The organism is Nocardia higoensis, assembly GCF_015477835.1.
GTDB classification, from domain to species: domain Bacteria; phylum Actinomycetota; class Actinomycetes; order Mycobacteriales; family Mycobacteriaceae; genus Nocardia; species Nocardia higoensis_A.
Genome location: NZ_JADLQN010000002.1, coordinates 771,355 through 793,013, shown reverse-complemented (window position 1 = coordinate 793,013; position 21,659 = coordinate 771,355). Strand labels below are relative to the sequence as shown.

Genomic DNA, 21,659 nt, shown 5'->3' with positions numbered 1-21,659 from the left:
GGCGTTGGATGAAGCGCTTCGGCGGCCTGGTACGGCTGACGGCCTGGAGGCGGCCTGAGATGCGTACCGGGACCGACCGAAGCGCCTCGGCTTTGGAGAAATCAGCCCTTGAGCAGGGCGCGGGACATGACGACCCGCTGGATCTGGTTGGTGCCCTCGTAGATCTGGGTGATCTTGGCGTCGCGCATCATCCGCTCGACCGGGAAGTCGGTGGTGTAGCCCGCGCCGCCGAAGAGCTGAACGGCGTTGGTGGTGACTTCCATCGCGACGTCGGAGGCGAAGCACTTGGCGGCGGCGGAGATGAAGCCGAGGTTCTTCTCGCCGCGCTCGGCGCGGGCCGCGGAGGTGTAGACCATGAGGCGGGCGGCCTCGATCTTCATCGCCATGTCGGCGAGCATGAACTGGGTGTTCTGGAAGTCGGCGATCGGCTTGCCGAACTGCTTGCGGTCCTTGGTGTAGGCCAGCGCGGCGTCCAGGGCGCCCTGGGCCAGGCCGACGGCCTGCGCGCCGATGGTGGGGCGGGTGTGGTCGAGGGTCTGCAGCGCGGTCTTGAAGCCGGTGCCGGGCTCGCCGACGATGCGGTCGCCGGGGATGCGGCAGTTCTCGAAGTACAGCTCGGCGGTGGGCGAGCCCTTGATGCCGAGCTTGTGCTCGAGCGGGCCGACGACAAAGCCTTCGTCGTCCTTGTGGACCATGAATGCGGAGATGCCGTTGGCGCCCTTGTCGGCGTCGGTCACGGCCATCACGGTGTACCAGCTGGACTTGCCGCCGTTGGTGATCCAGCACTTGGAGCCGTTGAGGATCCAGTCGTCGCCCTCCTGGCGGGCGCGGGTGCGCATGGACGCGGCGTCGGAGCCCGCCTCGCGCTCGGACAGCGCGTAGGAGGCCATTTCGCCGTTGACGATGTCGGGCAGCACCTTGGCCTTGAGTTCCTCGGAACCGCTGAGGATCAGACCCATGGTGCCGAGCTTGTTGACCGCGGGGATCAGCGAGGAGGAACCACAGACGCGGGCGACCTCTTCGATCACGATGCAGGTGGCGACCGAGTCGGCGCCCTGGCCGCCGAAGGCGTCCGGGACGTGCACGGCGTTGAAGCCGGCGGCGTTGAGCGCGGTCAGCGCCTCTTCGGGGAAGCGGGCCTCACCGTCGACGGCCTTCGCGTGCGGCGCGATCTCCTTCTCCGCCAGGGCACGGATGGCCGCACGCAGCTCGTCGTGGAAGTCCTCGAGCTTGAACAGGTCGAAATCGGGGTTTCCCGCCATCGGGCACACTCCTGGGTATCGGGGTCAACGCATCGGCACTCGGTGCCATCCTACCGCGAAGCGCGCACCCGACCAAGGGCGACACTAGGGGATACGTATTGGCACTCAGTGTCAGGCAGTGGTGGTTATCGCTTCACAGCGTACCCAGCCTGCGGGTGAGCAGATCGGCAACTCGGCGCGTGGGCATATCGCGAGGGAACACCGCCACCACGAGTTCGTCGGCGGCATGCTCGCGCTCGTGCCCGCGCGGAATCGAGGCCAGCTCCTGACGCAGATCGGCGGCGCCCGCGTCGGACTCCCCGCGCACCATGCGGCGCAGCAGGTAGTTGTGGGTGGCGGTCACCGCGGCGGTGAACTGCACACGCGCCAGATCGGGCGAGTCGGGCAGCCGATCACGCAGGTAGTCGGTGAACAGCCGTTCGTAGCGGAATACCGTGACGATCTCGCGTTCGCGCAGGGCGGGTACCCGGCGCACCACCCGGTACCGGCGCGCGGCGATATCGCGCCACTGGGTGAAGCGCTCGAAGACCTGCACCACCGCTTCGCAGACGGCATCCCACGGATCCCCCTGCGCGGCTTCCAGGAACGCGGACGCGGCGACGAGCTGCGCCTCGTGGTCGGCGAAGATCACGTCCTCTTTGGAACGGAACTGCCGGAAGAACGTACGCCGCGAGATGCCCGCGGCCTCCGCGATCTCGTCGACCGTGGTGGCCTCGTAGCCCTTGTCCGCGAACAGCCGCAGCGCCACGTCCACCACGGTCAGCCGGAACCGCGCCGGATCCACCCCCGTCACCCCGGGACGTACCCGGGAATTCTCCGCACTCGCCACCGAACCACCGTATCGGCTGACGCGAGCGGCACGGCCCACGGAACGAGCCGACCTGCCAGTAGCCTGTCCCGGAAACGCGCTCCGGCCCGCCGAGCTCCCATCGCCGTTCACATCGACGAGCTGACGCGATACCGGCACCGTCCCCCGTCCCGATCCGGACGATCTCGGATCCGGGCCGCCACGAACTCCGGCTTCAGCCGAGCAGCTTCTCGCGCAGAGCGCGGTCCTTGTCGAGCACCATGCTCTCGAGATCCGCCTGGAACCGCTCCATGCGGGCGCGCAGCGCGGGATCGGCGGCGGCGAGGATGCGCACAGCGAGCAGGCCCGCGTTGCGCGCGCCGCCGATGGAGACGGTGGCCACGGGCACGCCCGCGGGCATCTGCACGATGGACAACAGCGAGTCCATGCCGTCGAGGTACTTCAGCGGGACGGGCACGCCGATGACCGGCAACGGGGTCGCGGAGGCGACCATGCCGGGCAGGTGGGCCGCACCGCCCGCCCCCGCGATGATCACCCGCACACCGCGGCCCGCGGCCTGGCGGGCGTAGTCGAGCATGCGCTGCGGGGTGCGGTGGGCGGAGACGACGCCGACCTCGAAACGAACGCCGAATTCGGCCAGTGCCTCGGCGGCGGCCTCCATGGTCGGCCAGTCCGAGTCGCTGCCCATGATCAACCCGACCGCCGGGCCGGTATTGCCGATCTCACTCATGCGGATCCCATCCGTCGGTCCAAACGCCGTGCGACATCCAGTGCGCCGCACGCTCTGCCTTCTCACGAACCTCGGCGACATCCTCGCCGAGCACGTTCACGTGCCCGATCTTGCGGTCGGGGCGCTCGCTCTTGCCGTAGAGGTGCACCTTGGCCTCGGGCATCCGGGCGAACAGGTGGTGCAGGCGCTCGTCCATCGACATCGCGGACGCTTCGGCGGCGCCGAGGATGTTGGCCATCACGGTGACCGGAGCCAACGGTGTGGTGTCGCCGAGCGGATAGTCGAGGACAGCGCGCAGGTGCTGTTCGAACTGGCCGGTGCGGGCGCCGTCCATACCCCAGTGACCGGAGTTGTGCGGGCGCATCGCCAGCTCGTTGACCAGTAGCTCGCCCTGCCTCGTCTCGAACAGTTCGACCGCCATCACGCCGACCACGCCGAGTTCACGCGCCAGGTTCAGCGCCATGGTCTCCGCCCGCGCACCCAGTTCGTCGGACAGGTCGGGGGCGGGCGCCAAGACCACCGCGCACTGACCGTTGCGCTGCACGGTCTCCACCACCGGCCAGGTCGCGGCCTGACCGAAGGGCGAGCGTGCCACCATCGCGGAGAGTTCACGGCGCAGATCGACCTTGGCTTCGGCGAGCAGCGAGACACCGCGATCCAGCTGTTCGGCGACCAGCCGTTCGGCTTCGGCGGCGTCGGCGGGCATCCAGACGCCACGGCCGTCGTAGCCGCCGCGCACCGCCTTGAGGACGAACGGCCAGCCGTGCTCGTCGCCGAACGCGGTCGCCTGGGCGGGGGTGGTCACGGCGGTGAAGGCGGGGACGGGCAGGCCGAGCTCACTCAGGCGCACGCGCATGTCCAGCTTGTCCTGGGCGTAACGCAGGGCGGACGGTGGCGGGGCCACGGTCACGCCCTCGGCGACGAGGGCTTCCAGGTGCTCGGTCGGCACGTGCTCGTGGTCGAAGGTCAGCGCGTGCGAGCCGACGGCGGCCTTGCGCAGCGCGGCCAGATCGGTGTGCGAACCGAGCACGACATCGGGGCTGACCTGCGCGGCCGGATCGTCGGATCGTTCGGCCAGTACCCGCAGCCGCTGACCGAGTGCGATCGCGGCCTGATGCGTCATCCGTGCCAACTGTCCGCCGCCGATCATGGTGACGGTGGGCATGGCAGAGGGGTCGAAACTACGGGTGCTCACGTCGGGCAATCTTGTCACGTCGGGTCGGCGCGCCCCCTACCGGTACACTTCGACCCCGTGTCCATCGTCGACGACGCGGTCAGCGTCCTCCCCCAGCCCGTGCGGGAGATGGCCTACCGCCACCACGAACTGATCAAGTTCGCCATCGTCGGGGCCACCACCTTCATCATCGACAGCGGCATCTTCTACCTGCTGAAGTGGACGGTGCTGACCGACAAGCCGGTCACCGCCAAGATCATCTCCGGCGTCATCGCCGTCATCGCCTCCTACGTCCTCAACCGCGAGTGGTCGTTCAAGCACCGCGGCGGACGCGAGCGCAGTCACGAGGCGCTGCTGTTCTTCGGGGTCAGCGGCGTGGGCGTGGTGCTCAGCAATATCCCGCTGTGGATATCGAGCTACGTGTTCGATCTGCGTCAGCCCGCGGTCAGTTTCCTGGTGGAGAACGTCGCCGACTTCGTCAGCGCGTTCATCATCGGCAATCTGCTGCAGATGGCGTTCCGCTTCTGGGCGATGCGCAGGTGGGTGTTCCCCGACGAGATGGCCGACCTCGAGGCCGAGTTCGAAGAACTCATCGAGGAAGAACGGCTCGACCGCAGCTGATCGGTACGGCCCGGTGCGGCGCGGACCCGTTCAGCGCGGTTCGGGTGCGACGGAGACCGGTTTGCCGGTCACCGAGGAACCCAGGAACACCCGGAACATCGCGGGACGGCGTTGCTGGAGTTCGAGCCTGCCGCCGTCGGCCTCGACGAGAGCGCGAGCCAGCGCCAGACCGACGCCGGTCGAGCCGCCCGCGGAGAACCCGCGGTCGAAGATGTGCGGGGCGAGTTCGTCGCGCACGCCCTCACCCTGGTCACCGACCTCCACACACACCAGCTGCTCACGCGCGAAACCGGGCCGCACCGCGCGTACCGAGACCGTGCAGGTCCCGCCGCCGTGGATGAGCGCGTTGTCGACCAGCACGGTGACCGCCTCCCGCAGCCGCGACGGGGTGATCCTGGCCCGCAGCGACTCGTCGCCCGCCAGCACCAGCCTCCTGCCCGCCTCCCCGAACGGCGGCTTCCATTCCTCGATCACCGCGCGTAACTCCTCCATCACCGCAATGGGGTCGCGGTCGGCGGCGTCCTCGTCACGGGAGGCGCGCACGAGGTCGTCGATGGCGTCGGTGAGCCGGTCGACCTGGGCCATCGCCTCCTCGGCCTCGTGCACCACCTCGGGGTCGTAGTGCGCCGACAGCTCGTCCAGGCGTAACCGCACCGCGGTCAACCGGCTGCGCAGCTGATGGGAGACATCGGCGACGAGGGCATGTTCACGTTGCAGGCGGCCGGCGATCTCGACGGTCGCCGAATCGAGCACGTCGGACACCCGGTCCAGCTCGGAGATGCCGTGCCTGCGCGGGTCTGGCCGGAAATCGCCCATAGCCAGCCGCGCGGCCCGCGCCGCCACATCGCGCAGCGGATCGGCGACCCGGCGGGCGGTCACCACCGCGACGGTCGCCGCGGCGGCGAGCGAGGCCAGCACCGCCAGCGCCACCACCGCCGCCGCCTGGCGTTGCATCTCCTTCATGGGCGCGGCGGGCACCTCCAGGCGCAGCGAGCCCGAAGCCCCCATCGCCAGCGATTCCACCAGCGGATCCTCGACGGAGGGAACACCGATCTCGGCGCGCGCGGCATTGTCGAGCCTGGTCGGGTAGACGATGGTCAACCGCCCGTCGACCGGCACGATCGCGCGCACCGACCGCAGATCCAGACCACCGTCGACCCGGCCGTCAGGGCCCTCCTGCAGCACGATCTCGGTCGCCACGCGGTCGAGGCGGTCGCGCAGGTCCCCGCGGGTGATGTCCTCGACCCACAGCCAGGCCAGATAGGTCAGCGGGACGCCGAACAGGACCGTGGTGACGGTCAGCACGGCCAGCATCGAACGCAGGATGCGACGGCGCACGTCAGTCGGTGTTCAGCCGGAAGCCGATGCCGCGCACGGTGACGATGCGGCGTTCGGCCATCGGCCCCTCGTCGCCGATCTTGCGGCGCAGCCAGGACATGTGCATGTCGAGGGTCTTGGAGCCGCGGAGCTCGGCGTCGCCCCAGACCTCGCGCAGGATCGTCTCCCTGGGCACCACCTGGCCCGCCCGGTCGATGAGCACCTTGAGCAGTGCGTATTCCTTGTTGGCCAGACCGACCTCGGCACCGTTGACCAGCACCCGGCGCGCGGCGGGCTCCAGCCGGATTCCACCGACCTCGACGGCTTCGTCGCCGATGCCGCTGCGGCGCAACAGCGCACGGACCCGAGCCAGCAGCTCGGCGAGCCGGAAGGGTTTGCCCACATAGTCGTCGGCGCCGGCGTCGAGACCGACGACGAAATCCACTTCGTCGGTGCGCGCGGTGAGCATGAGCACCGCGAGGTCGGCGCCGCGGGCCCTGACCTGGCGGCACACCTCGAGCCCGTCCATGCCGGGCAGGCCGAGATCGAGGATGAGCAGGTCGTGATGGCCCTCCAGGGCCCGGCTGAGCACGGCGGGACCGTAACTCTCCACGGTCACGGAATATCCCTCGCGCCCCAGCGCCCGCGAAAGCGGCGCAGCGATGGCCTCGTCGTCTTCGGCCAGCAGTACCGCGGTCATGGGACCAGATTACGGATCGGCGACCGGCCCGGCGCGGCGATCGGCCCGGATCAACGATCGATGGAAGCCTCGAACACCTGGTGATAGAGCAGCGAGTGCACGCCCTGCACGTCGGGGATGTCGTCGTATTCGAGCGGCTCCTCCGAGGAGGAACCGATGATCAGGGTGCCGGTGCCCAGCATCCGGTCGAAGATCCCGTGCCGGAACTGCACGCTGGAGATGCGGCTCATCGGAATGTCGATGCCGGTGTGGGTCAGCACGCCCTCGCGCACCAGCACCCGGCGGTCGGTGACGATGAAATGCGTCGTCTTCCAGGCCAGGACGGGGGCAAGCACGCGCCAGAGCACCACCAGAACCCACACCACGGGCACCGCGATCAGCAGCACCGTGCGCAGCGTGCCCTCGGTGGTGCGGTAGGCCAGCCCGCCGCCGAAACCCGCCAGCGCGGTGCCGACGATGAGCGTCACGACCGGCCAGAACAGCATCTTCCAATGCGGATGGCGGTGGAGTATCAGCTGCTCTTCGGGCGCGAGCACATCCTCCGGGTAACCCATATCCGAAACGCTACCCGCGCCGACGGCCGCTGCCGGGGATCTCCGGCCGTGGCGGACACCGCATTTCGCCGGTCCTCAGCGCCGATACTGGCCGCGCAGGTGGGTGACATCGCCTGCGGAGACCGCCTCGCCGCCCACCAGCAAACGTCCCGCATCGTCGATGCCGGTGGCTGTTCCGGTGAGCGCGCGGCCGCCGGGCAGTTCGGCACGCACCTCGGTACCGATGGTGGCGCAGCGTTCGCGGTAGGCGTCGACGAGCCCGGCGGTGGCCCAGCCGGCGTCGCGCCATGCGGTGAAGCGCCGGTCGAATTCGGTGAGGACGGAGGCCACCAACTCGGTGCGATCCAGTTCCGCGGCTCCGGCGAGTTCGAGCGAGATGGCATGCGGCACAGGAAGTTCGGCTTCCCCGAGGGTGACGTTGACGCCGATGCCGATCACCACGGCGGGCGCGGGGCCGGCCTCGGCGACCTCGGCCAGGATGCCCGCCACCTTACGGCCGCCGATGAGGACGTCGTTGGGCCACTTGAGGTCGGCGGGCACCTGCGCGGTCGCGCGCAGGGCGTCGACGACGGCGATCCCGGTCAGCAACGGCAGCCAGCCGAGCACCGCGGGATCGACCCCAGGCAGGCGCACCAGCATCGACAGGGCGATCTGCGCGCGCGGCGGACTGGCCCAGGCCCGCGCGTGCCTGCCGCGACCGGACTCCTGCGCCTCGGCGAGCAGGACCGAACCGTCCGCGCCCGGCTCCCGGGAGCGGGCGATGAGATCGGCGTTGGTGGACCCGGTGGACTCGACGACGTCCACCCGGGAGAACGACAGCCCGGCCGAGGCGACGGCGGCGCGTAACCGGCCGACATCCAACGGCGTCCTGCGCTGCGCGGTATCCGGTGAAGGGCTCTGCACGGCGGCGACGCTACCCGTCGCGCGGAGCGCCCGTTCTGCCAGGGCAGAGGGGCCGGAAAAGAGCCGTAGGCGTGGTTCGACCTGGGCTTTTCTACTCGCCGGTAGGCACCGCGCCGTTACGGACCGTTCCTGTCTCTGGTTACACTCCGAACCCATGACGAGTGTCCAGCAGCAGTCCGCCTCTGGTTCGGCGGACTCCCCCGATATCCACACCACCGCCGGGAAGCTGGCTGACCTGCGGAATCGGCTGGAAGAGGCCAAACACCCGATGGGTGAGGCCGTGGTCGACAAGGTGCACGCCAAGGGCAAGATGACCGCCCGCGAGCGCATCCTCGCGCTGCTCGACGAGGGTTCCTTCGTCGAGCTCGACGCGCTGGCCCGGCACCGCAGCGTCAACTTCGGCCTGGAGAACAACCGGCCGCTCGGCGACGGCGTCGTGACCGGCTACGGCACCATCGACGGCCGCGACGTCTGCATCTTCAGCCAGGACGTCACCGTCTTCGGCGGCAGCCTCGGCGAGGTCTACGGCGAGAAGATCGTCAAGGTGATGGACCTGGCGCTCAAGACCGGTCGTCCGCTGGTCGGCATCAACGAGGGCGCGGGCGCTCGCATCCAGGAGGGCGTGGTCTCCCTCGGCCTCTACGGCGAGATCTTCCACCGCAACATCCAGGCCTCCGGCGTGATCCCGCAGATCTCGCTGATCATGGGCCCGGCCGCCGGTGGTCACGTCTACTCGCCCGCGCTGACCGACTTCGTGGTGATGGTGGACCAGACCAGCCAGATGTTCGTCACCGGCCCGGACGTCATCAAGACGGTCACCGGCGAGGAAGTCACCATGGAGGAGCTGGGCGGCGCGCACACCCACATGGTGAAGTCGGGCGTGGCGCACTACGTCGCCTCCGGTGAGCAGGACGCGCTGGACTACGTCAAGGACCTGCTGTCCTACCTGCCGAGCAACAACCAGGCCGAGGCGCCGCGTTTCCCGGCGACGGACCCGATCGAGGGTGCCATCGAGGACTCGCTCACCGCCGAGGACATCGAGCTGGACACGCTCATCCCGGATTCGCCGAACCAGCCCTACGACATGCACGAGGTCATCCGTCGCCTGCTCGACGACGACGAATTCCTCGAGGTGCAGGCCGAGCGCGCGATGAACATCATCGTCGGCTTCGGCCGCATCGACGGCCGCAGCGTGGGCATCGTGGCCAACCAGCCGACCCAGTTCGCCGGCTGCCTGGACATCGACGCCTCGGAGAAGGCCGCACGGTTCGTGCGCACCTGCGACGCGTTCAACGTCCCGATCATCACCCTGGTCGATGTTCCCGGCTTCCTGCCCGGTACCGGCCAGGAGTACAACGGCATCATCCGGCGCGGCGCGAAGCTGCTCTACGCCTACGGTGAGGCCACTGTGGGCAAGATCACCATCATCACCCGCAAGGCCTACGGCGGCGCCTACGACGTCATGGGTTCCAAGCACATGGGCGCCGATGTGAACCTGGCCTGGCCGACCGCGCAGATCGCCGTGATGGGCGCTTCCGGCGCCGTCGGATTCGTCTACCGCAAGCAGTTGCAGCAGGCCGCGAAGGACGGCAGCGACGTCGATGCGCTGCGGCTCGAGCTCCAGAACGAGTACGAGGACACTCTGGTGAACCCGTACGTCGCGGCCGAGCGCGGATACGTCGACGCGGTCATCCCGCCGTCGCACACCCGCGGTCAGATCGTCTCGGCGCTGCGGCTGCTCGAGCGCAAGATGGTCAGCCTGCCGCCGAAGAAACACGGCAACATCCCGCTCTGAATAAGCGATACCCTCGTTAGGCCGCGCACACTGGAAAGTCGAGAGGCCCGCGGGCGGATGTGCCTGCGGGTCGCAAGGCCTGGAAAGTCGGGAGGCGTTCTTCGCCTGTCGAGGGAACACGCCTGATCGAGTGAGAGAGAGGATCTGGCACTGTGACGACCGTGGCAGAAGAAGATGTGTTGACCGCCGCCGAGCTGGATCTGGCTGTGGAACCCCTCGCCGAGGAGACAGAAGCCGCCGTGGACGCGGTCGCGACCCCCGAGCCGAGCGCGGCGCCGTTCCTGCAGATTCTGCGCGGCTCGCCCAGCGACGCCGAGATCGCCGCCCTGGTGTGCGTGTTCGCGGCCGCGGCGGGTGGGTCCGGGGACGCCGATTCCGGCAAGCCACGGGAACTGTGGGGCAGGCCGACGCAGATGCATCGCGGCGCTTCCCCGTTCTCGCCGTATTCCTTCCCGGCGCTCTCGCGGCTGCGCTGAGCCACCGCGGGACATGACCTCACGGCGGAACACGATGCCCACGCTGATTCTCGCGTCCGCCTCACCCGCGCGCAGACACGTGCTGCGCCGGGCGGGCATCGATCCTGTCGTCCGGGTGTCCGACGTCGACGAGGACGCGGTGGCCGCGGCACTGCCCGCGGGCACCGCGCCCGACACGGTGGTGACCGAGCTGGCACGCGCCAAGGCCCTGGATGTCGCCGCCGCCGCCGATATCGGTGAGTACCGCGACGACTGCCTGATCGTCGGCTGCGATTCCATGCTCCTGATCGACGGCGTCCTGCAGGGCAAGCCGCACACCCTCGAGGTCGCACGAGCGCGCTGGTCCGAGATGGCCGGGCGCAGCGCCGATCTCATCACGGGGCACTGCGTGCTGCGGCTGCGGGCGGGCGAGATCGTCGGCGAGGCCGTCGACTGCAGCACCACCACGGTGCATTTCGCCAAGCCCGAACCCGAAGAACTCGAGGCCTACCTGGCCACCGGCGAACCGCTTCAGGTAGCGGGTGCGTTCACCCTCGACGGGATGGGGGGCTGGTTCGTCGACCGCATCGAGGGCGACCCGTCCAGCGTGATCGGCATCGGTCTACCACTGCTGCGCAGATTGCTTCGCGATGTCGGCGCCGGAGTTGCGCAGCTGTGGAGCGACCCGCCCCGTTGACGGATGGGTGAGGACGGGCTCGCCTCGGCCGTCCTGGTTTCCGCCCTCCGGCCCCTGGGGCGCGCCGTTGTTCCTCGCCGGCCTGCGGGCCATCTCCAGCCTGGTCAGGCACAGTTCCGGCTCCACGAACGGATTCAGCCGCACCTTCACCGCGCCGCGTTCGCCGCTGCGGTCGAGCACTTCCTCGATCAGGCCACGGTGCACCGCGCACACCACGTCGGAATGGGTGCGTGCCAGATCGCGCAACGGGCAGCCGGTCATCCGGATCACCACGTGTTCGCCGTCGTCGGAGGCGGTGTCGCGCTCGGGGGCGAAACCCAGTTCCGACAACAGGCCGATGGTGACGTCCTTGGCGTCGGACAAGGTTTCGACGCGACGTTCGTCCGCGTCGAGCTTGGCGCCCCAGGCCCGGCCCGCGGCCAGCCCCGCTTCCGAGCGGGAGCGCGGGTCGGGGCCGAGCTGGTCGGCGAGGACCTGCGCCAATTCCTGATATCCCAGCGTCCGTTGCACGGCGCGGTAACCGATCCGCGGGCGACCGCGCCCGCGCGGGGGTTGCTGGAACTGGCGGACCAGGGATTCCTTGGTGAGCACATCGAGGTGGAACCGCACGGTGGTCACGTGCTGTCCGGTGATCCTGGCCAGTTCCTGGGCATCGAGGGGCTCGCTCGCGCCGCGCAGGATCGCGAGCAGTCGCCGCCGCGGCCACGAATCGGACATAGCTCACCCCTCCTCTGAAGGAGACTTTATCGGATGCGGGTTCGATCTAATCGGCCATTGCGTTAATCGGTCGTCGCGGCGATTCGTTGCCTGAAACAACGTCCGGTAACACTCCACCTCTACCATCGCTGGTGAAGCGGACCCGCCTCATGACGCCTCACGACGGCCCCTCACGTGCGAAGGAAACCCCATAGTGCCCGTTGCCCCGGACCCCTACGCCCCCTTCGGCGCCTACGCACATCCTCGCCGTTTGGTGACCACGGAGTGGCTGTCGGCGAACATCGGCGCGGCGGGACTGTCGATCGTGGAGTCCAACGAGGACGCGCTGCTCTACGACATCGGCCACGTGCCAGGGGCGATCAAGATCGACTGGCGTCGTGATCTCGAGGACCCGTTGATGCGCGACTATATCGACGGTTCCCGGTTCACCGAGCTCATGCGAGCCAAGGGCATCGGCCGCGAGGACACCGTGGTGATCTACGGCGACCGCGGCAACGCCCAGGCCGCGCACACCCTGTGGCTGTTCACCCTGTTCGGGCACGAGGACGTCCGCTTGCTCGACGGCGGACGCGAGGCCTGGATCTCCGAGAGCCGCGACACCACCTTCGAGCTGCCCTATCCGCGCCCCACCAGCGCCTATCCGGCGGTGCGCCGCGACGACGGCATCGCGCGCGCCTTCCGTGACGACGTGCTGAGCACTCTCGGCACCTCTCCCCTGCTGGATGTGCGCTCGGCGCGCGAATACTCCGGCGAACTCAACCACGATCCGGTCCACCCGGCCGACGCCGCGCTGCGCGGCGGGCACATCCCGACCGCGGTCAACATCGATTGGACCGAGGCCTTCGGCCCGGACGGCCGGTTCCGCGCACGCGCCGAGCTCGACGCCGTCTACGGCGAGCTCAGCGCTGCCGAGGACCTCGTGGTCTACAGCCGCGTCGGCGAGCGGTCGAGCCTGACCTGGTTCGTGCTGACCTACCTGCTCGGCTACCGGGGCGTGCGCAACTACGACGGCTCCTGGACCGAATGGGGCAACTCGGTGCGGCTGCCCATCGCCCGGGGAGCGGAACCGGGTGAGGCGCCCGCGCGGGCAGGGCGGCGCGCACGGGCCCGCTGAGGGCCGAATAAACTGACATCGGATGCCAGCACAATGGACGCCGGACACATCATCGGTCGAGTGTGATGCGACACCTACTGTTCAGTAGGGCTATCCGAGTTCGGCGTCAATTGGCAGACTGCCTACACTCGCCCAGACGTACATTGTCGGCACGGGCGGAGCTCGTGTGGTGTTCCGACCCCCAACCGGGAGCGGGCCGCGCGGCCACCGTCCCGCGAAGCGACCAGAAGAATGCAAACCAGGAGGCTCAGTGCCCAGCCATGCCAGCGCGCGGATCACGAAGGTACTCGTAGCTAACCGAGGCGAGATCGCCGTACGCGTGATCCGGGCGGCGAAAGACTCCGGCATCGCCAGCGTCGCCGTGTACGCCGAGCCGGACGCCGACGCGCCCTTCGTGAAGCTCGCCGACGAAGCCTTCGCGCTGGGCGGCCAGACCTCGGCCGAGTCGTACCTCGTGTTCGACAAGATCCTCGACGCCGCGGCCAAGTCCGGTGCCGACGCGATCCACCCCGGCTACGGATTCCTGTCGGAGAACGCCGACTTCGCCCAGGCCGTGCTCGACGCGGGCTTGATCTGGATCGGCCCCTCGCCGCAGTCCATCCGCGACCTGGGCGACAAGGTCACCGCCCGCCACATCGCCGAGCGCGCCAAGGCGCCGATGGCCGCGGGCACCAAGGACCCGGTGAAGAACGCCGACGAGGTCGTGGAGTTCGCCAAGCAGTACGGCGTCCCGGTCGCCATCAAGGCGGCCTTCGGTGGTGGCGGCCGCGGCATGAAGGTCGCGCACACCATCGAGGAGATCCCCGAACTGTTCGAGTCGGCTACCCGCGAGGCGATCGCGGCCTTCGGTCGCGGCGAGTGCTTCGTCGAGCAGTACCTGGACAAGGCCCGCCACGTCGAGGCCCAGGTCATCGCCGACCAGCACGGCAATGTCGTGGTCGCGGGCACCCGCGACTGCTCGTTGCAGCGCCGCTTCCAGAAGCTCGTCGAGGAGGCGCCCGCGCCGTTCCTGTCCGACGAGGTCCGCACCAAGATCCACGAGTCCGCCAAGCGCATCTGCCGCGAGGCCGGCTACTACGGCGCGGGCACCGTGGAGTACCTGGTGCAGGGCGAGACCGTGTCCTTCCTCGAGGTGAACACCCGCCTGCAGGTCGAGCACCCGGTCACCGAGGAGACCGCGGGCATCGACCTGGTGCGCGCGCAGTTCCGCATCGCCAACGGCGAGGAACTGGAGATCACCGAGGATCCCACCCCGCGCGGCCACTCCTTCGAGTTCCGCATCAACGGTGAGGATGCCGGCCGCGGCTTCCTGCCCGCCCCCGGACCGGTCACGGTCTACCGCGAACCCACCGGCCCCGGCGTGCGTGTCGACTCCGGCGTCGTGCAGGGCAGCGTCATCGGCGGCCAGTTCGACTCGATGCTGGCCAAGCTGATCGTCACCGGCGAGAACCGCACCCAGGCGCTCGAGCGCGCCCGTCGCGCGCTGGCCGAGTTCCAGGTCGAGGGCCTGGCCACGGTCATCCCGTTCCACCGGGCGATCGTCGAGGATCCGGCCTTCATCGGTGACGGCGAGAAGTTCGACGTCTACACCAAGTGGATCGAGAACGAGTGGAACAACACCATCGAGCCCTACACCGGCGCCGGCGCCGCCGCTGACGAGGACGAGGACGGTCCGCGTCAGAAGGTGGTCGTCGAGGTCGGCGGCCGTCGGGTCGAGGTCTCGCTGCCGGGCAACTTCAGCATCGGCGGCGGCAACGGCGGTGGCGGCGGCGCGATCCGCAAGAAGCCCAAGCCGCGCAAGCGCGGCGGCGGTGCCGCAGGCGCGGCGTCCGGTGACGCCGTGACCGCCCCGATGCAGGGCACCGTCGTCAAGGTCGCCGTCGAGGAAGGCCAGTCCGTCGAGGCGGGCGACCTGATCGCGGTGCTCGAGGCCATGAAGATGGAGAACCCGGTCAACGCGCACAAGGCCGGCGTGGTCACCGGTCTGGCGGTGGAGGCGGGCGCCGCCATCACCCAGGGCACGGTGCTGGCCGAGATCAAGTGATCAACGGCTGAGCCCATCCGAGGGCGGGTTCGGACCACGGGTCCGAACCCGCCCTCGGCGTATGGTGATCGGGTGTCCAGCTCACCCGTGGCCGACATCATCCGCGGCCGAAAAGCGACAGGTTCCCGGGCCGACGGTCATCGCCTCTTCCTCGTCGTCGAGGGCGGCGGCAGCCGGGGAGTGTATTCCAGCGGCATGGTGCAGGCGATGGAGGAACTCGGCCTGTCCGGGTTGTTCGACGCGATCTACGGCACCTCGGCCGGAGCGATCAACGGCGCGTGGCTGCTGTCCGGGCGCGCGGTGCCCGGCATGCGATCGTGGTCGAATCCGGAGATCATGAATGCGGTCATCAACCCGGCGCGAATACTGCGCGGTGGGGCCGCTTTCGATGTCCGCTACCTGGTGCATCGGGTGTACGACGGGGTCGAGCCGATGGATTTCGACGCCATCCTCGAGCATGCGACCACTCTGCATCCCATCGCCACCGACGGACGCACCGGCAATCCGGTGGATCTGCGCCCGCACATCACCGACAAGCGCAGTCTGATGCGCGCGCTGCGGGCCAGCGCGAACCTGCCGATCCTGGCGGGCGGGCCGCTGATGCTCGGCGGTGTGCCCTACTTCGACGGCGGTATCGCCGAGCCGATCCCGATCCGCTCGGCCGTGCGCGCGGGCGGCACCCACTTCTTGGTGCTGCGCACCCGCCGCACCGACGAGAAGCGCGAGCCCAACTCGCGGGTACATCAGTTGGTGGGCGGCAATTATCTGCGGTTCGTCGCGCCGGGCGCCTATCGGGCCTTCCTGGCCCGGCCCGCTCTGGAGGAGGCGGAGAACCGCGCTTTCGCCGAACTCGGCGACGCGGTCCTGCAGATCCATCCGCCCGCCGACGCGCCCAGAGTGGACTCCACCGCCCGCGACACCGACCTCCTGGCCCGTGCTCTGGAGATCGGCCGCCGGGCCGTGTACGCGGTCTTCGGCCCGCAGGAGGCCCGGCCCCGGCCGGACGACCAGGAACCCGCCGTCTAGTACAGCGCCACCGACACGCCCTCGGAGAGCACGAAATCGTGCAGTTCCAGGTGCGCGGCCGTGCCGGTGTCCGGCACGTCGAACACCAGCACGGCGGTCCCGGACGCCCCCGGCGGCAGCTCGAAGGTATGCCCGAGCCGGTGCTGCACGGCCTGCCACGCCGTCGCGGTGGCGTCGTGTTCGACGACGGCGCCGTCGGTGAGGACCAGTTTCTGCCCGAACGGCAGGAACCACTTCGTCTCGTCGGAATGGTTGAGGACGTCCAGCGTGACGATCAGGAACGAACCGTTCGCGTTCTGGAATCCCACCCGATCGCCGGAGTCGAGGCCCGCTACGGCGAACTCGAATTTTCCGTCCCGGACGGGAGTACCCGCGGGCGCCACCCCGGCCGAGCCGGGAGCCGGTTCCTCCGCTGTGGCCACGGGCGGCGGTGTGTTCTGCTCGGCGGAACCGTCCGAGGAGTCCGACGCCAGCACCGCCAGGCAGCCCACCGCGAAGACGCACGGCGCGACGAGGATCAGCACCGTCGCCCACAGCAGGGTGCGCAGGACGCCACCGCGGCGCCTACCTCGGCGCGGGGCCCACTGCCGCGATCGCGGGGCCGGTCGCCGCCCATCCCCCTGCCGCGGGGCGGCGGCGCGGCCGGACCACGTTCCGGGAGCACCGGACGCCGGGGCGGGCACCGGATCGGCGGGACGCGGTCGCCGCAGGCTTGCCGGGGGCGGCGCGGGGACGGGATCCGCGGGACGCCGCCGCCCCAGACCTGCCGGGGGCGGCGCGGGGACCGGATCGGCGCGACGACGCTCCGGCGGCGGAACCCAGCGCTGCCCGCCCGCCGGGGCCGCGGGTGGGTGAACCGGCGACGGGGCGACGGCCGCGCCGGTCGGGTCGGCGACGGGCAACACCTTGGTCGGATTCGGACTTCGCACCGCGACTGCGTCCGCGGCGTCGGGATCAGCCGCCTCGGGATCGGGCGTCGCCGCGGGCAGCCGCGAGCCGGGGGACGGGATCCGGGCCGCGCCGATCTCTCCGACCGGCTCCGCGTAGTGCGGGACGCCGGGGTGGACACCCCGATCGGGCCGCCCCGGTGCCGCCGTCGGACAGGACGGCCCAGAAGTCGGCATCGAGACCGGTGGCGCGTCGGCGGCACCTGCCGATGCCGGTTCGGGCAGTGCGTTCGTCGGAGTCGGTGGTCGTCCCCCGGTCGAGGCGGCGGTGTCGATTCGGGTGGGTGGTGGAGCGGGCGCGGCGGCCGGGTTCGCGGAGTCGCGCGCGGGGCGGCCGCCGAGTGCCGCGCGGGCGGCGCGGACGAATTCCCCGGCGCTCGCGGGCCGGAGGTCGGCCTGCTTGGCCATGCCGCGGGCGAGGATCTCGTCGAGGGCGGGCGGGACGGCCGGGTTCGACGCGGCGGCGCGCGGCGGGTCGGTCATGAGGTGGCCGTGCATCTGCTGGGCGGGCTCGGTGTCGCCGTAGGGCCGGCGGCCGGTGAGGGCTTCGAAAAAGACGCAGGCCAGCGAGTAGATGTCGGAGCGGGCGTCGGCGTGACCGTTGAAGCGTTCCGGCGCCATGTAGGCCCAGGTGCCGATGGTCAGGCCGGTCGCGGTGACCGAGGTCTGACCGTGGGTGCGGGCGATGCCGAAATCGATCAGGTAGGCGAAGCCGTCGGGGCGGACCAGGATGTTCGAGGGTTTGACATCGCGGTGGATCAGGCCCGCGGCGTGCGCGGTGTCCAGGGCCGAGGCCACCTGGGTGAGGATGTCCAGGGCGGTGGGCGGGTCGAGTGGCCCGTACGCGGCCAGGCGCGCCGACAGGTCCGCGCCCTCGACGAGTTCCATGTCGATGAACAACCGTCCATCGACCGCGCCGTGGCCGTGGATGGCGGGGATGTGCGGGTCATGCAGCGCGGCGGCGAGCAGAGCCTCCCGCTCGAACCTCGTGCGGTATCCCTCGTCGGCGGCGAGTTCGGCGGGCAGCAGTTTCAGCGCGACGCGACGGCCGTCGCGGGTGTCGAGGGCCGCCCAGACCTGGCCCATGCCGCCGCTGCCCAGCCGCCGTTCCAGCCGGTAGTGACCGAACTGCGCATTGACTTCCTCCCCCGCCTGAAGGCGGGGGATTCCCGGGCTCGCGCCCGGGGGTTCCTGCTTCACCGACAGCCGCCTTCCCACATCAACTGTGGGACGGACTCACACCATCTCCACAGGCCAGCACGACCAGCCCAGCCGCGCGTATATTCCTCGCCGCGTTCACATCCCGATCATGCACCGCACCACACGCACACGTCCACTCCCGCATGTGCAACGGCAGTTCCTCGATGACCCGACCACACACCGAACACGTCTTCGACGACGGATAGAACCGATCCACCGCCACCACCGTGCGCCCGTACCAGCCGGCCTTGTACTCCAGCATCGACCGGAACTCCGCCCAGCTCGCATCCGAGATCGCCCGAGCCAGGCAGCGGTTGCGCAGCATGTTCCGCACACACAAGTCCTCGATGGCGATCACTTGGTTCTCGCGCACCAACCGAGACGACAGCTTGTGCAGATGATCGCGACGCCGATCCACGATCCGCGCATGGACACGCGCCACTTTCCGCCGGGCCTTCGCCCGGTTGGTTGATCCTTTTTGCTTGCGCGACAACACCCGCTGGGCTCTCGCCAACCGAGCGCGGTCGCGCTTCTCGTACCGGGGATTGCCGATCTTCTCCCCGGTCGAGAACGTATACAGCGAGGTGATCCCCGCATCCACCCCCACCACCACATCCGTGGCCGGGTGTTCCAAGACGGTCTCTTCGACCAGCAGCGAGACGAAGTAGCGGCCCGCCGCGTCCTTGGACACCGTCACCTGCGACGGCACCCCACCCTCCGGCAGCGGCCGCGACCAGCGGATATCCAGCGGCTGCGACTGCTTGGCCAGCTTCAACCGGCCGTCGCGGAAGGTGAAACAGTTCGAGAAATAGGTCGCCGAATCCCTCGACCGGCCCTTCTTCTTGAACCGCGGATACTTGGCTTGTTTGCGCCAGAACTTCTCGAACGCGCCCTGCAGATGCCGCAACACCGCCTGCAACGGCCCCTTCGACGGCTCGGTCAACCACACCGTGTCCGGATCGCGCTTCCAGCCGGTGAGAAGCTTGTCGGACTCCGCATACGAAACGCGGCGCTGCTCCTGAGCCCATGCGCGGGAACGTTCCGCCAACGCCCGGTTGTACACATACCGCACACAACCGAACGTGCGGGCCAACTGCTCAACCTGCTCAGGGGTCGGATAGAAGCGATACTTATACGCCCGCTTCACCACCCGCCCCATCACGCCAACCTAACACGCCACACCCGCCAGGATCGAACGAATGTGCTAACCCCGGCCTGAACGGCGGCGCCTGCGCACCACGCCTCTCGGTCACATCGACGCGGATTCCGCGCCCGCAGGACGCCCGGGCATCCCGGCGCCGGTCCCCCCGCGCGGGGCCTACCGCGATCTCGTCGGCGGCGGTCGAGCCGTGATCGGAGCCTACCCGGCGCGTGAACCCCGCAGCGACGTGATGCGGCGGGCGCCACTATCGGCGCCGGAGCGACCACGCAACGAGCGGGATGCACCGACTGCGGCGACCACCCGAGCACTAGCCTGGCCCGAGAATTGTCGAGTGCTCGGCACAACACGCAACTGAAAACGACCACCTGGTGCCGACGCCTTCGGTACACGAACAGCTCGTGCGCACGACGCATCGAGCGCAGCGCGTGTGAGCACAGGGTCGACAGGCAGGGTGACGGCAGATGCGGATACGAGGAGTGGTGATGGAACCGATCGAGATCAACGCGGGCAGCTGGTATCTGCGCGCACTGCGGGCCGACGAGCGCATCGACGACCGGCCCGCACTCGCCGAAGGAGGCATCACCGACCCCGAGTACGTGGGACGCCGTAACGCCGACTGGGAGACCGGGACCCGTTACTCGTGGGCCGTGTGCGAGCCCACCACCACCGAACTGGTGGCCGAAATCGTGCTCACTCCCGGGGCGGACGGTTCGGCCGAGATCACCGGTTGGGCGCAAGCCGGTCAGGATCCCGCGCTGGTCGCCGCCCGGGCCGCGGTCTCCCGATTCGCCGTGGGCGCGCTGGGACTGCGCCTGGACTGACCGCGCCGCCGGGCCGCGAGCGGGCGCCGCGCGTGCGAGCGGTCGCGTCCTTGCCACGAGTTCGACTGCGGTGCCCACCGGCGGCGCCCGACGGCGCACATCTCCACTCTCGGCAGCATCCGATACTTCCCAGCGCTGTGCAGGTCGCCCGTCGGTGCCGGCGAGCCGAGCTCACCCGTCCCTGGCCGGGTGAGCGAAAGGGTGAGTTGCCGGCGCGGAGGCGAGTCTCACCCGAGGACGGTGAGTACCCGGTCGAGCGCGTCGACAGCCTGATCGAGTTCTTCGGCGGTCACGGTCAGCGGCGGCCGGAATCGGATGCCGCGGTGCCCGGAGCCCAGGATCAGCACGTGCTCGCGTTCCCGCAAGGCCGTCACCGCCGCATCGCGCAATTCGGGAGTCGTCAGGGTGATCGCGCACATGAGTCCGCGGCCGCGGGGCTCGGTGACCGACGGGTGCGCGGCGGCCAGCGTTCGCAGGCGGGCGAGCAGATGCGCGCCGAGCCGGCGGGAGCGGTCGAAGAGGTCGTCGCGCTCGATCACCTCGAGGATCCGGCGGGCACGCACCATGTCGGTGAGATTCCCACCCCAGGTCGAGTTCAGCCGGGAGCCGACCACGAAGACGTTGTCGGGTACCTCGTCGACGCGGCCGCCCGCCATGATCCCGCACACCTGGGTCTTCTTGCCGAAGGCCACCACATCCGGTTCCAGGCCCAATTGCTGGTACGCCCAGGCGGTTCCGGTGCCGCCGACGCCGGTCTGCACCTCGTCGAGGACGAACAGCGCGTCGTTCTCGTGGCAGAGCCGTTGCATCGCGCGCAGGAATTCCGCGCGCAGATGCCGGTCACCGCCTTCGCCCTGGATCGGTTCGGCGATGAAGCAGGCGATGTCGTGCGGGTGCTCGGCGAAGGCTCGGCGGGCTTGGTCGAGTGCCAGTGCCTCGGCGACCTCGACGGGGTGGCCCTCACGCAGATACGGGGTGTCGATGCGCGGCCAGTCGAAGACCGGGAAGCGGGCGGTCTTCACCGGATCGGTGTTGGTCAGCGACATGGTGTAACCGGTGCGACCGTGGAAGGCCCCGGTCAGATGCAGCACCTTGGTGCCGCGGGCCTGCCCGAGCCTGCCGTGGGCTTCGTTGTGCCTGCTCTTCCAGTCGAAGGCGACCTTGAGCGCGTTCTCCACCGCGAGCGCCCCGCCGTCGATGAAGAACAGGTGCGGTAGCCGCGGGTCGCCGAGCACGCGGGCGAAAGTCTCCACGAACGCGGCCATCTCGACGGTGTAGATGTCGGAGTTGCTCGGCTTGTTCAGTGCGACCTCGGCGAGTTCGGCGCGGAACTGCCGGTCCTGCGCCAGCGCCGGGTGGTTCATCCCCAGTGCGTTCGAGGCGAAGAACCCGAACATGTCGAGATAGGCGGCGCCGTCGCGCTGGTCGACGAGCGTGCGGCCGTGCGAGGCGCGCAGATCGAGCACCAGCGGGAAACCGTCGGCGAGGATGTGCGTGGACAGCGCGTCGTGCACCCGAGCCGCGGGGACGATCGCCGAAGCCGTCGCTGTCCCCGGCCGGGGGCGTTCCAGTTCGAGGCTCACACCGGCAGGATACGAAATAATTCAGGCGT

At 69.6% G+C, this 21,659-nt stretch carries 19 protein-coding genes and 1 pseudogene; 8 read left to right on the top strand and 12 right to left on the bottom strand.

All coding sequences use genetic code 11. The features are described 5' to 3' along the window. Positions 1–101: 101 nt before the first annotated feature. From IU449_RS17545 to IU449_RS17530, 4 genes are all read right to left on the bottom strand, one after another. Entirely contained in the window at positions 102–1,262 is a 1,161-nt protein-coding gene (locus IU449_RS17545) for an acyl-CoA dehydrogenase (RefSeq protein ID WP_195003117.1), read from the bottom strand. A 133-nt stretch (positions 1,263–1,395) separates the two neighbouring features. Continuing rightward, positions 1,396–2,091, bottom strand: coding sequence for a TetR family transcriptional regulator (locus IU449_RS17540; protein WP_324188297.1), 696 nt, complete (start codon positions 2,089–2,091; stop codon positions 1,396–1,398). Between the two features lie 193 nt (positions 2,092–2,284). After that, complete coding sequence (gene purE, locus IU449_RS17535; protein ID WP_195003116.1) at positions 2,285–2,800, bottom strand: 5-(carboxyamino)imidazole ribonucleotide mutase; 516 nt, start codon at positions 2,798–2,800, stop codon at positions 2,285–2,287. Further along, positions 2,793–3,965 carry a 5-(carboxyamino)imidazole ribonucleotide synthase gene (locus IU449_RS17530; RefSeq protein ID WP_195003269.1) on the bottom strand — a complete coding sequence of 391 codons (1,173 nt, stop codon included), beginning with the start codon at positions 3,963–3,965 and terminating at the stop codon, positions 2,793–2,795. The genes purE and IU449_RS17530 overlap by 8 nt, the downstream gene beginning before the upstream one ends. Before the next feature lie 138 nt (positions 3,966–4,103). Here IU449_RS17530 and IU449_RS17525 point away from each other — a divergent pair. Beyond that, a pseudogene (locus IU449_RS17525) lies at positions 4,104–4,532 on the top strand (GtrA family protein); the annotation flags it as partial. 93 nt (positions 4,533–4,625) lie between these two features. Here the strand turns inward: IU449_RS17525 and IU449_RS17520 are convergent. From IU449_RS17520 to IU449_RS17505, 4 genes are all read right to left on the bottom strand, one after another. Further along, positions 4,626–5,933: a sensor histidine kinase gene (locus IU449_RS17520; protein WP_195003115.1), complete on the bottom strand. Its 1,308-nt coding sequence runs from the start codon at positions 5,931–5,933 to the stop codon at positions 4,626–4,628. Between the two features lies 1 nt (position 5,934). Then, positions 5,935–6,612: a response regulator transcription factor gene (locus IU449_RS17515; RefSeq protein ID WP_195003114.1), complete on the bottom strand. Its 678-nt coding sequence runs from the start codon at positions 6,610–6,612 to the stop codon at positions 5,935–5,937. A 50-nt stretch (positions 6,613–6,662) separates the two neighbouring features. Next, positions 6,663–7,166, bottom strand: a complete 504-nt coding sequence (locus IU449_RS17510; protein WP_195003113.1) for a PH domain-containing protein — start codon at positions 7,164–7,166, stop codon at positions 6,663–6,665. A gap of 75 nt (positions 7,167–7,241) precedes the next feature. Then, on the bottom strand, positions 7,242–8,069 hold the full coding sequence (locus tag IU449_RS17505) for a biotin--[acetyl-CoA-carboxylase] ligase (protein WP_416382183.1): 828 nt from the start codon (positions 8,067–8,069) through the stop codon (positions 7,242–7,244). Positions 8,070–8,223: 154 nt separating this feature from the next. Here IU449_RS17505 and IU449_RS17500 point away from each other — a divergent pair, with 154 nt between their 5' ends. The 3 genes from IU449_RS17500 to IU449_RS17490 all read left to right on the top strand — a co-directional run bounded on the left by IU449_RS17500 (position 8,224) and on the right by IU449_RS17490 (position 11,016). Then, positions 8,224–9,864 carry an acyl-CoA carboxylase subunit beta gene (locus IU449_RS17500; protein ID WP_195003111.1) on the top strand — a complete coding sequence of 547 codons (1,641 nt, stop codon included), beginning with the start codon at positions 8,224–8,226 and terminating at the stop codon, positions 9,862–9,864. A 152-nt stretch (positions 9,865–10,016) separates the two neighbouring features. Then, a complete protein-coding gene (locus tag IU449_RS17495) occupies positions 10,017–10,340 on the top strand; it encodes an acyl-CoA carboxylase subunit epsilon (protein ID WP_195003110.1) in 324 nt (107 codons plus the stop codon). Positions 10,341–10,374: 34 nt separating this feature from the next. Further along, the gene (locus IU449_RS17490) at positions 10,375–11,016 is read left to right on the top strand and encodes a Maf family protein (protein WP_195003109.1); all 642 of its coding nucleotides are present in this window, start codon (positions 10,375–10,377) and stop codon (positions 11,014–11,016) included. Here the strand turns inward: IU449_RS17490 and IU449_RS17485 are convergent. Beyond that, the gene (locus IU449_RS17485; protein WP_195003108.1) at positions 10,942–11,733 is read right to left on the bottom strand and encodes a helix-turn-helix transcriptional regulator; all 792 of its coding nucleotides are present in this window, start codon (positions 11,731–11,733) and stop codon (positions 10,942–10,944) included. The two genes, IU449_RS17490 and IU449_RS17485, sit on opposite strands and share 75 nt — an antisense overlap. 193 nt (positions 11,734–11,926) lie before the next feature. Between IU449_RS17485 and IU449_RS17480 the strand changes: the two genes are divergently transcribed. The 3 genes from IU449_RS17480 to IU449_RS17470 all read left to right on the top strand — a co-directional run bounded on the left by IU449_RS17480 (position 11,927) and on the right by IU449_RS17470 (position 15,917). Next, positions 11,927–12,847, top strand: a complete 921-nt coding sequence (locus IU449_RS17480; protein WP_195003107.1) for a sulfurtransferase — start codon at positions 11,927–11,929, stop codon at positions 12,845–12,847. 250 nt (positions 12,848–13,097) lie between these two features. Then, positions 13,098–14,891 carry an acetyl/propionyl/methylcrotonyl-CoA carboxylase subunit alpha gene (locus IU449_RS17475; protein WP_195003106.1) on the top strand — a complete coding sequence of 598 codons (1,794 nt, stop codon included), beginning with the start codon at positions 13,098–13,100 and terminating at the stop codon, positions 14,889–14,891. A gap of 72 nt (positions 14,892–14,963) precedes the next feature. Beyond that, positions 14,964–15,917 carry a patatin family protein gene (locus tag IU449_RS17470; RefSeq protein ID WP_324188295.1) on the top strand — a complete coding sequence of 318 codons (954 nt, stop codon included), beginning with the start codon at positions 14,964–14,966 and terminating at the stop codon, positions 15,915–15,917. Here the strand turns inward: IU449_RS17470 and IU449_RS17465 are convergent. Next, complete coding sequence (locus tag IU449_RS17465; protein ID WP_195003105.1) at positions 15,914–18,064, bottom strand: protein kinase domain-containing protein; 2,151 nt, start codon at positions 18,062–18,064, stop codon at positions 15,914–15,916. The two genes, IU449_RS17470 and IU449_RS17465, sit on opposite strands and share 4 nt — an antisense overlap. Positions 18,065–18,083: 19 nt before the next feature. Next, positions 18,084–19,223 carry an RNA-guided endonuclease InsQ/TnpB family protein gene (locus tag IU449_RS17460; RefSeq protein ID WP_195003104.1) on the bottom strand — a complete coding sequence of 380 codons (1,140 nt, stop codon included), beginning with the start codon at positions 19,221–19,223 and terminating at the stop codon, positions 18,084–18,086. Positions 19,224–19,708: 485 nt separating this feature from the next. Between IU449_RS17460 and IU449_RS17455 the strand changes: the two genes are divergently transcribed. Next, entirely contained in the window at positions 19,709–20,047 is a 339-nt protein-coding gene (locus tag IU449_RS17455) for a hypothetical protein (protein WP_195003103.1), read from the top strand. Between the two features lie 227 nt (positions 20,048–20,274). On the opposite strand, the gene lat is transcribed toward IU449_RS17455, so the two are convergent. After that, on the bottom strand, positions 20,275–21,630 hold the full coding sequence (gene lat, locus IU449_RS17450) for an L-lysine 6-transaminase (RefSeq protein WP_195003102.1): 1,356 nt from the start codon (positions 21,628–21,630) through the stop codon (positions 20,275–20,277). Between the last annotated feature and the right edge of the window lie 29 nt (positions 21,631–21,659).

Coding starts and splice junctions, on each gene's coding strand:
- purE (WP_195003116.1), bottom strand. CDS start 2,800: ATGAGTGAGATCGGCAATACCGGCCCGGCGGTCGGGTTGATCATGGGC.
- IU449_RS17530 (WP_195003269.1), bottom strand. CDS start 3,965: ATGCCCACCGTCACCATGATCGGCGGCGGACAGTTGGCACGGATGACG.
- IU449_RS17455 (WP_195003103.1), top strand. CDS start 19,709: ATGGAACCGATCGAGATCAACGCGGGCAGCTGGTATCTGCGCGCACTG.
- IU449_RS17500 (WP_195003111.1), top strand. CDS start 8,224: ATGACGAGTGTCCAGCAGCAGTCCGCCTCTGGTTCGGCGGACTCCCCC.
- IU449_RS17460 (WP_195003104.1), bottom strand. CDS start 19,223: ATGGGGCGGGTGGTGAAGCGGGCGTATAAGTATCGCTTCTATCCGACC.
- IU449_RS17545 (WP_195003117.1), bottom strand. CDS start 1,262: ATGGCGGGAAACCCCGATTTCGACCTGTTCAAGCTCGAGGACTTCCAC.
- IU449_RS17510 (WP_195003113.1), bottom strand. CDS start 7,166: ATGGGTTACCCGGAGGATGTGCTCGCGCCCGAAGAGCAGCTGATACTC.
- IU449_RS17485 (WP_195003108.1), bottom strand. CDS start 11,733: ATGTCCGATTCGTGGCCGCGGCGGCGACTGCTCGCGATCCTGCGCGGC.
- IU449_RS17490 (WP_195003109.1), top strand. CDS start 10,375: ATGCCCACGCTGATTCTCGCGTCCGCCTCACCCGCGCGCAGACACGTG.
- IU449_RS17515 (WP_195003114.1), bottom strand. CDS start 6,612: ATGACCGCGGTACTGCTGGCCGAAGACGACGAGGCCATCGCTGCGCCG.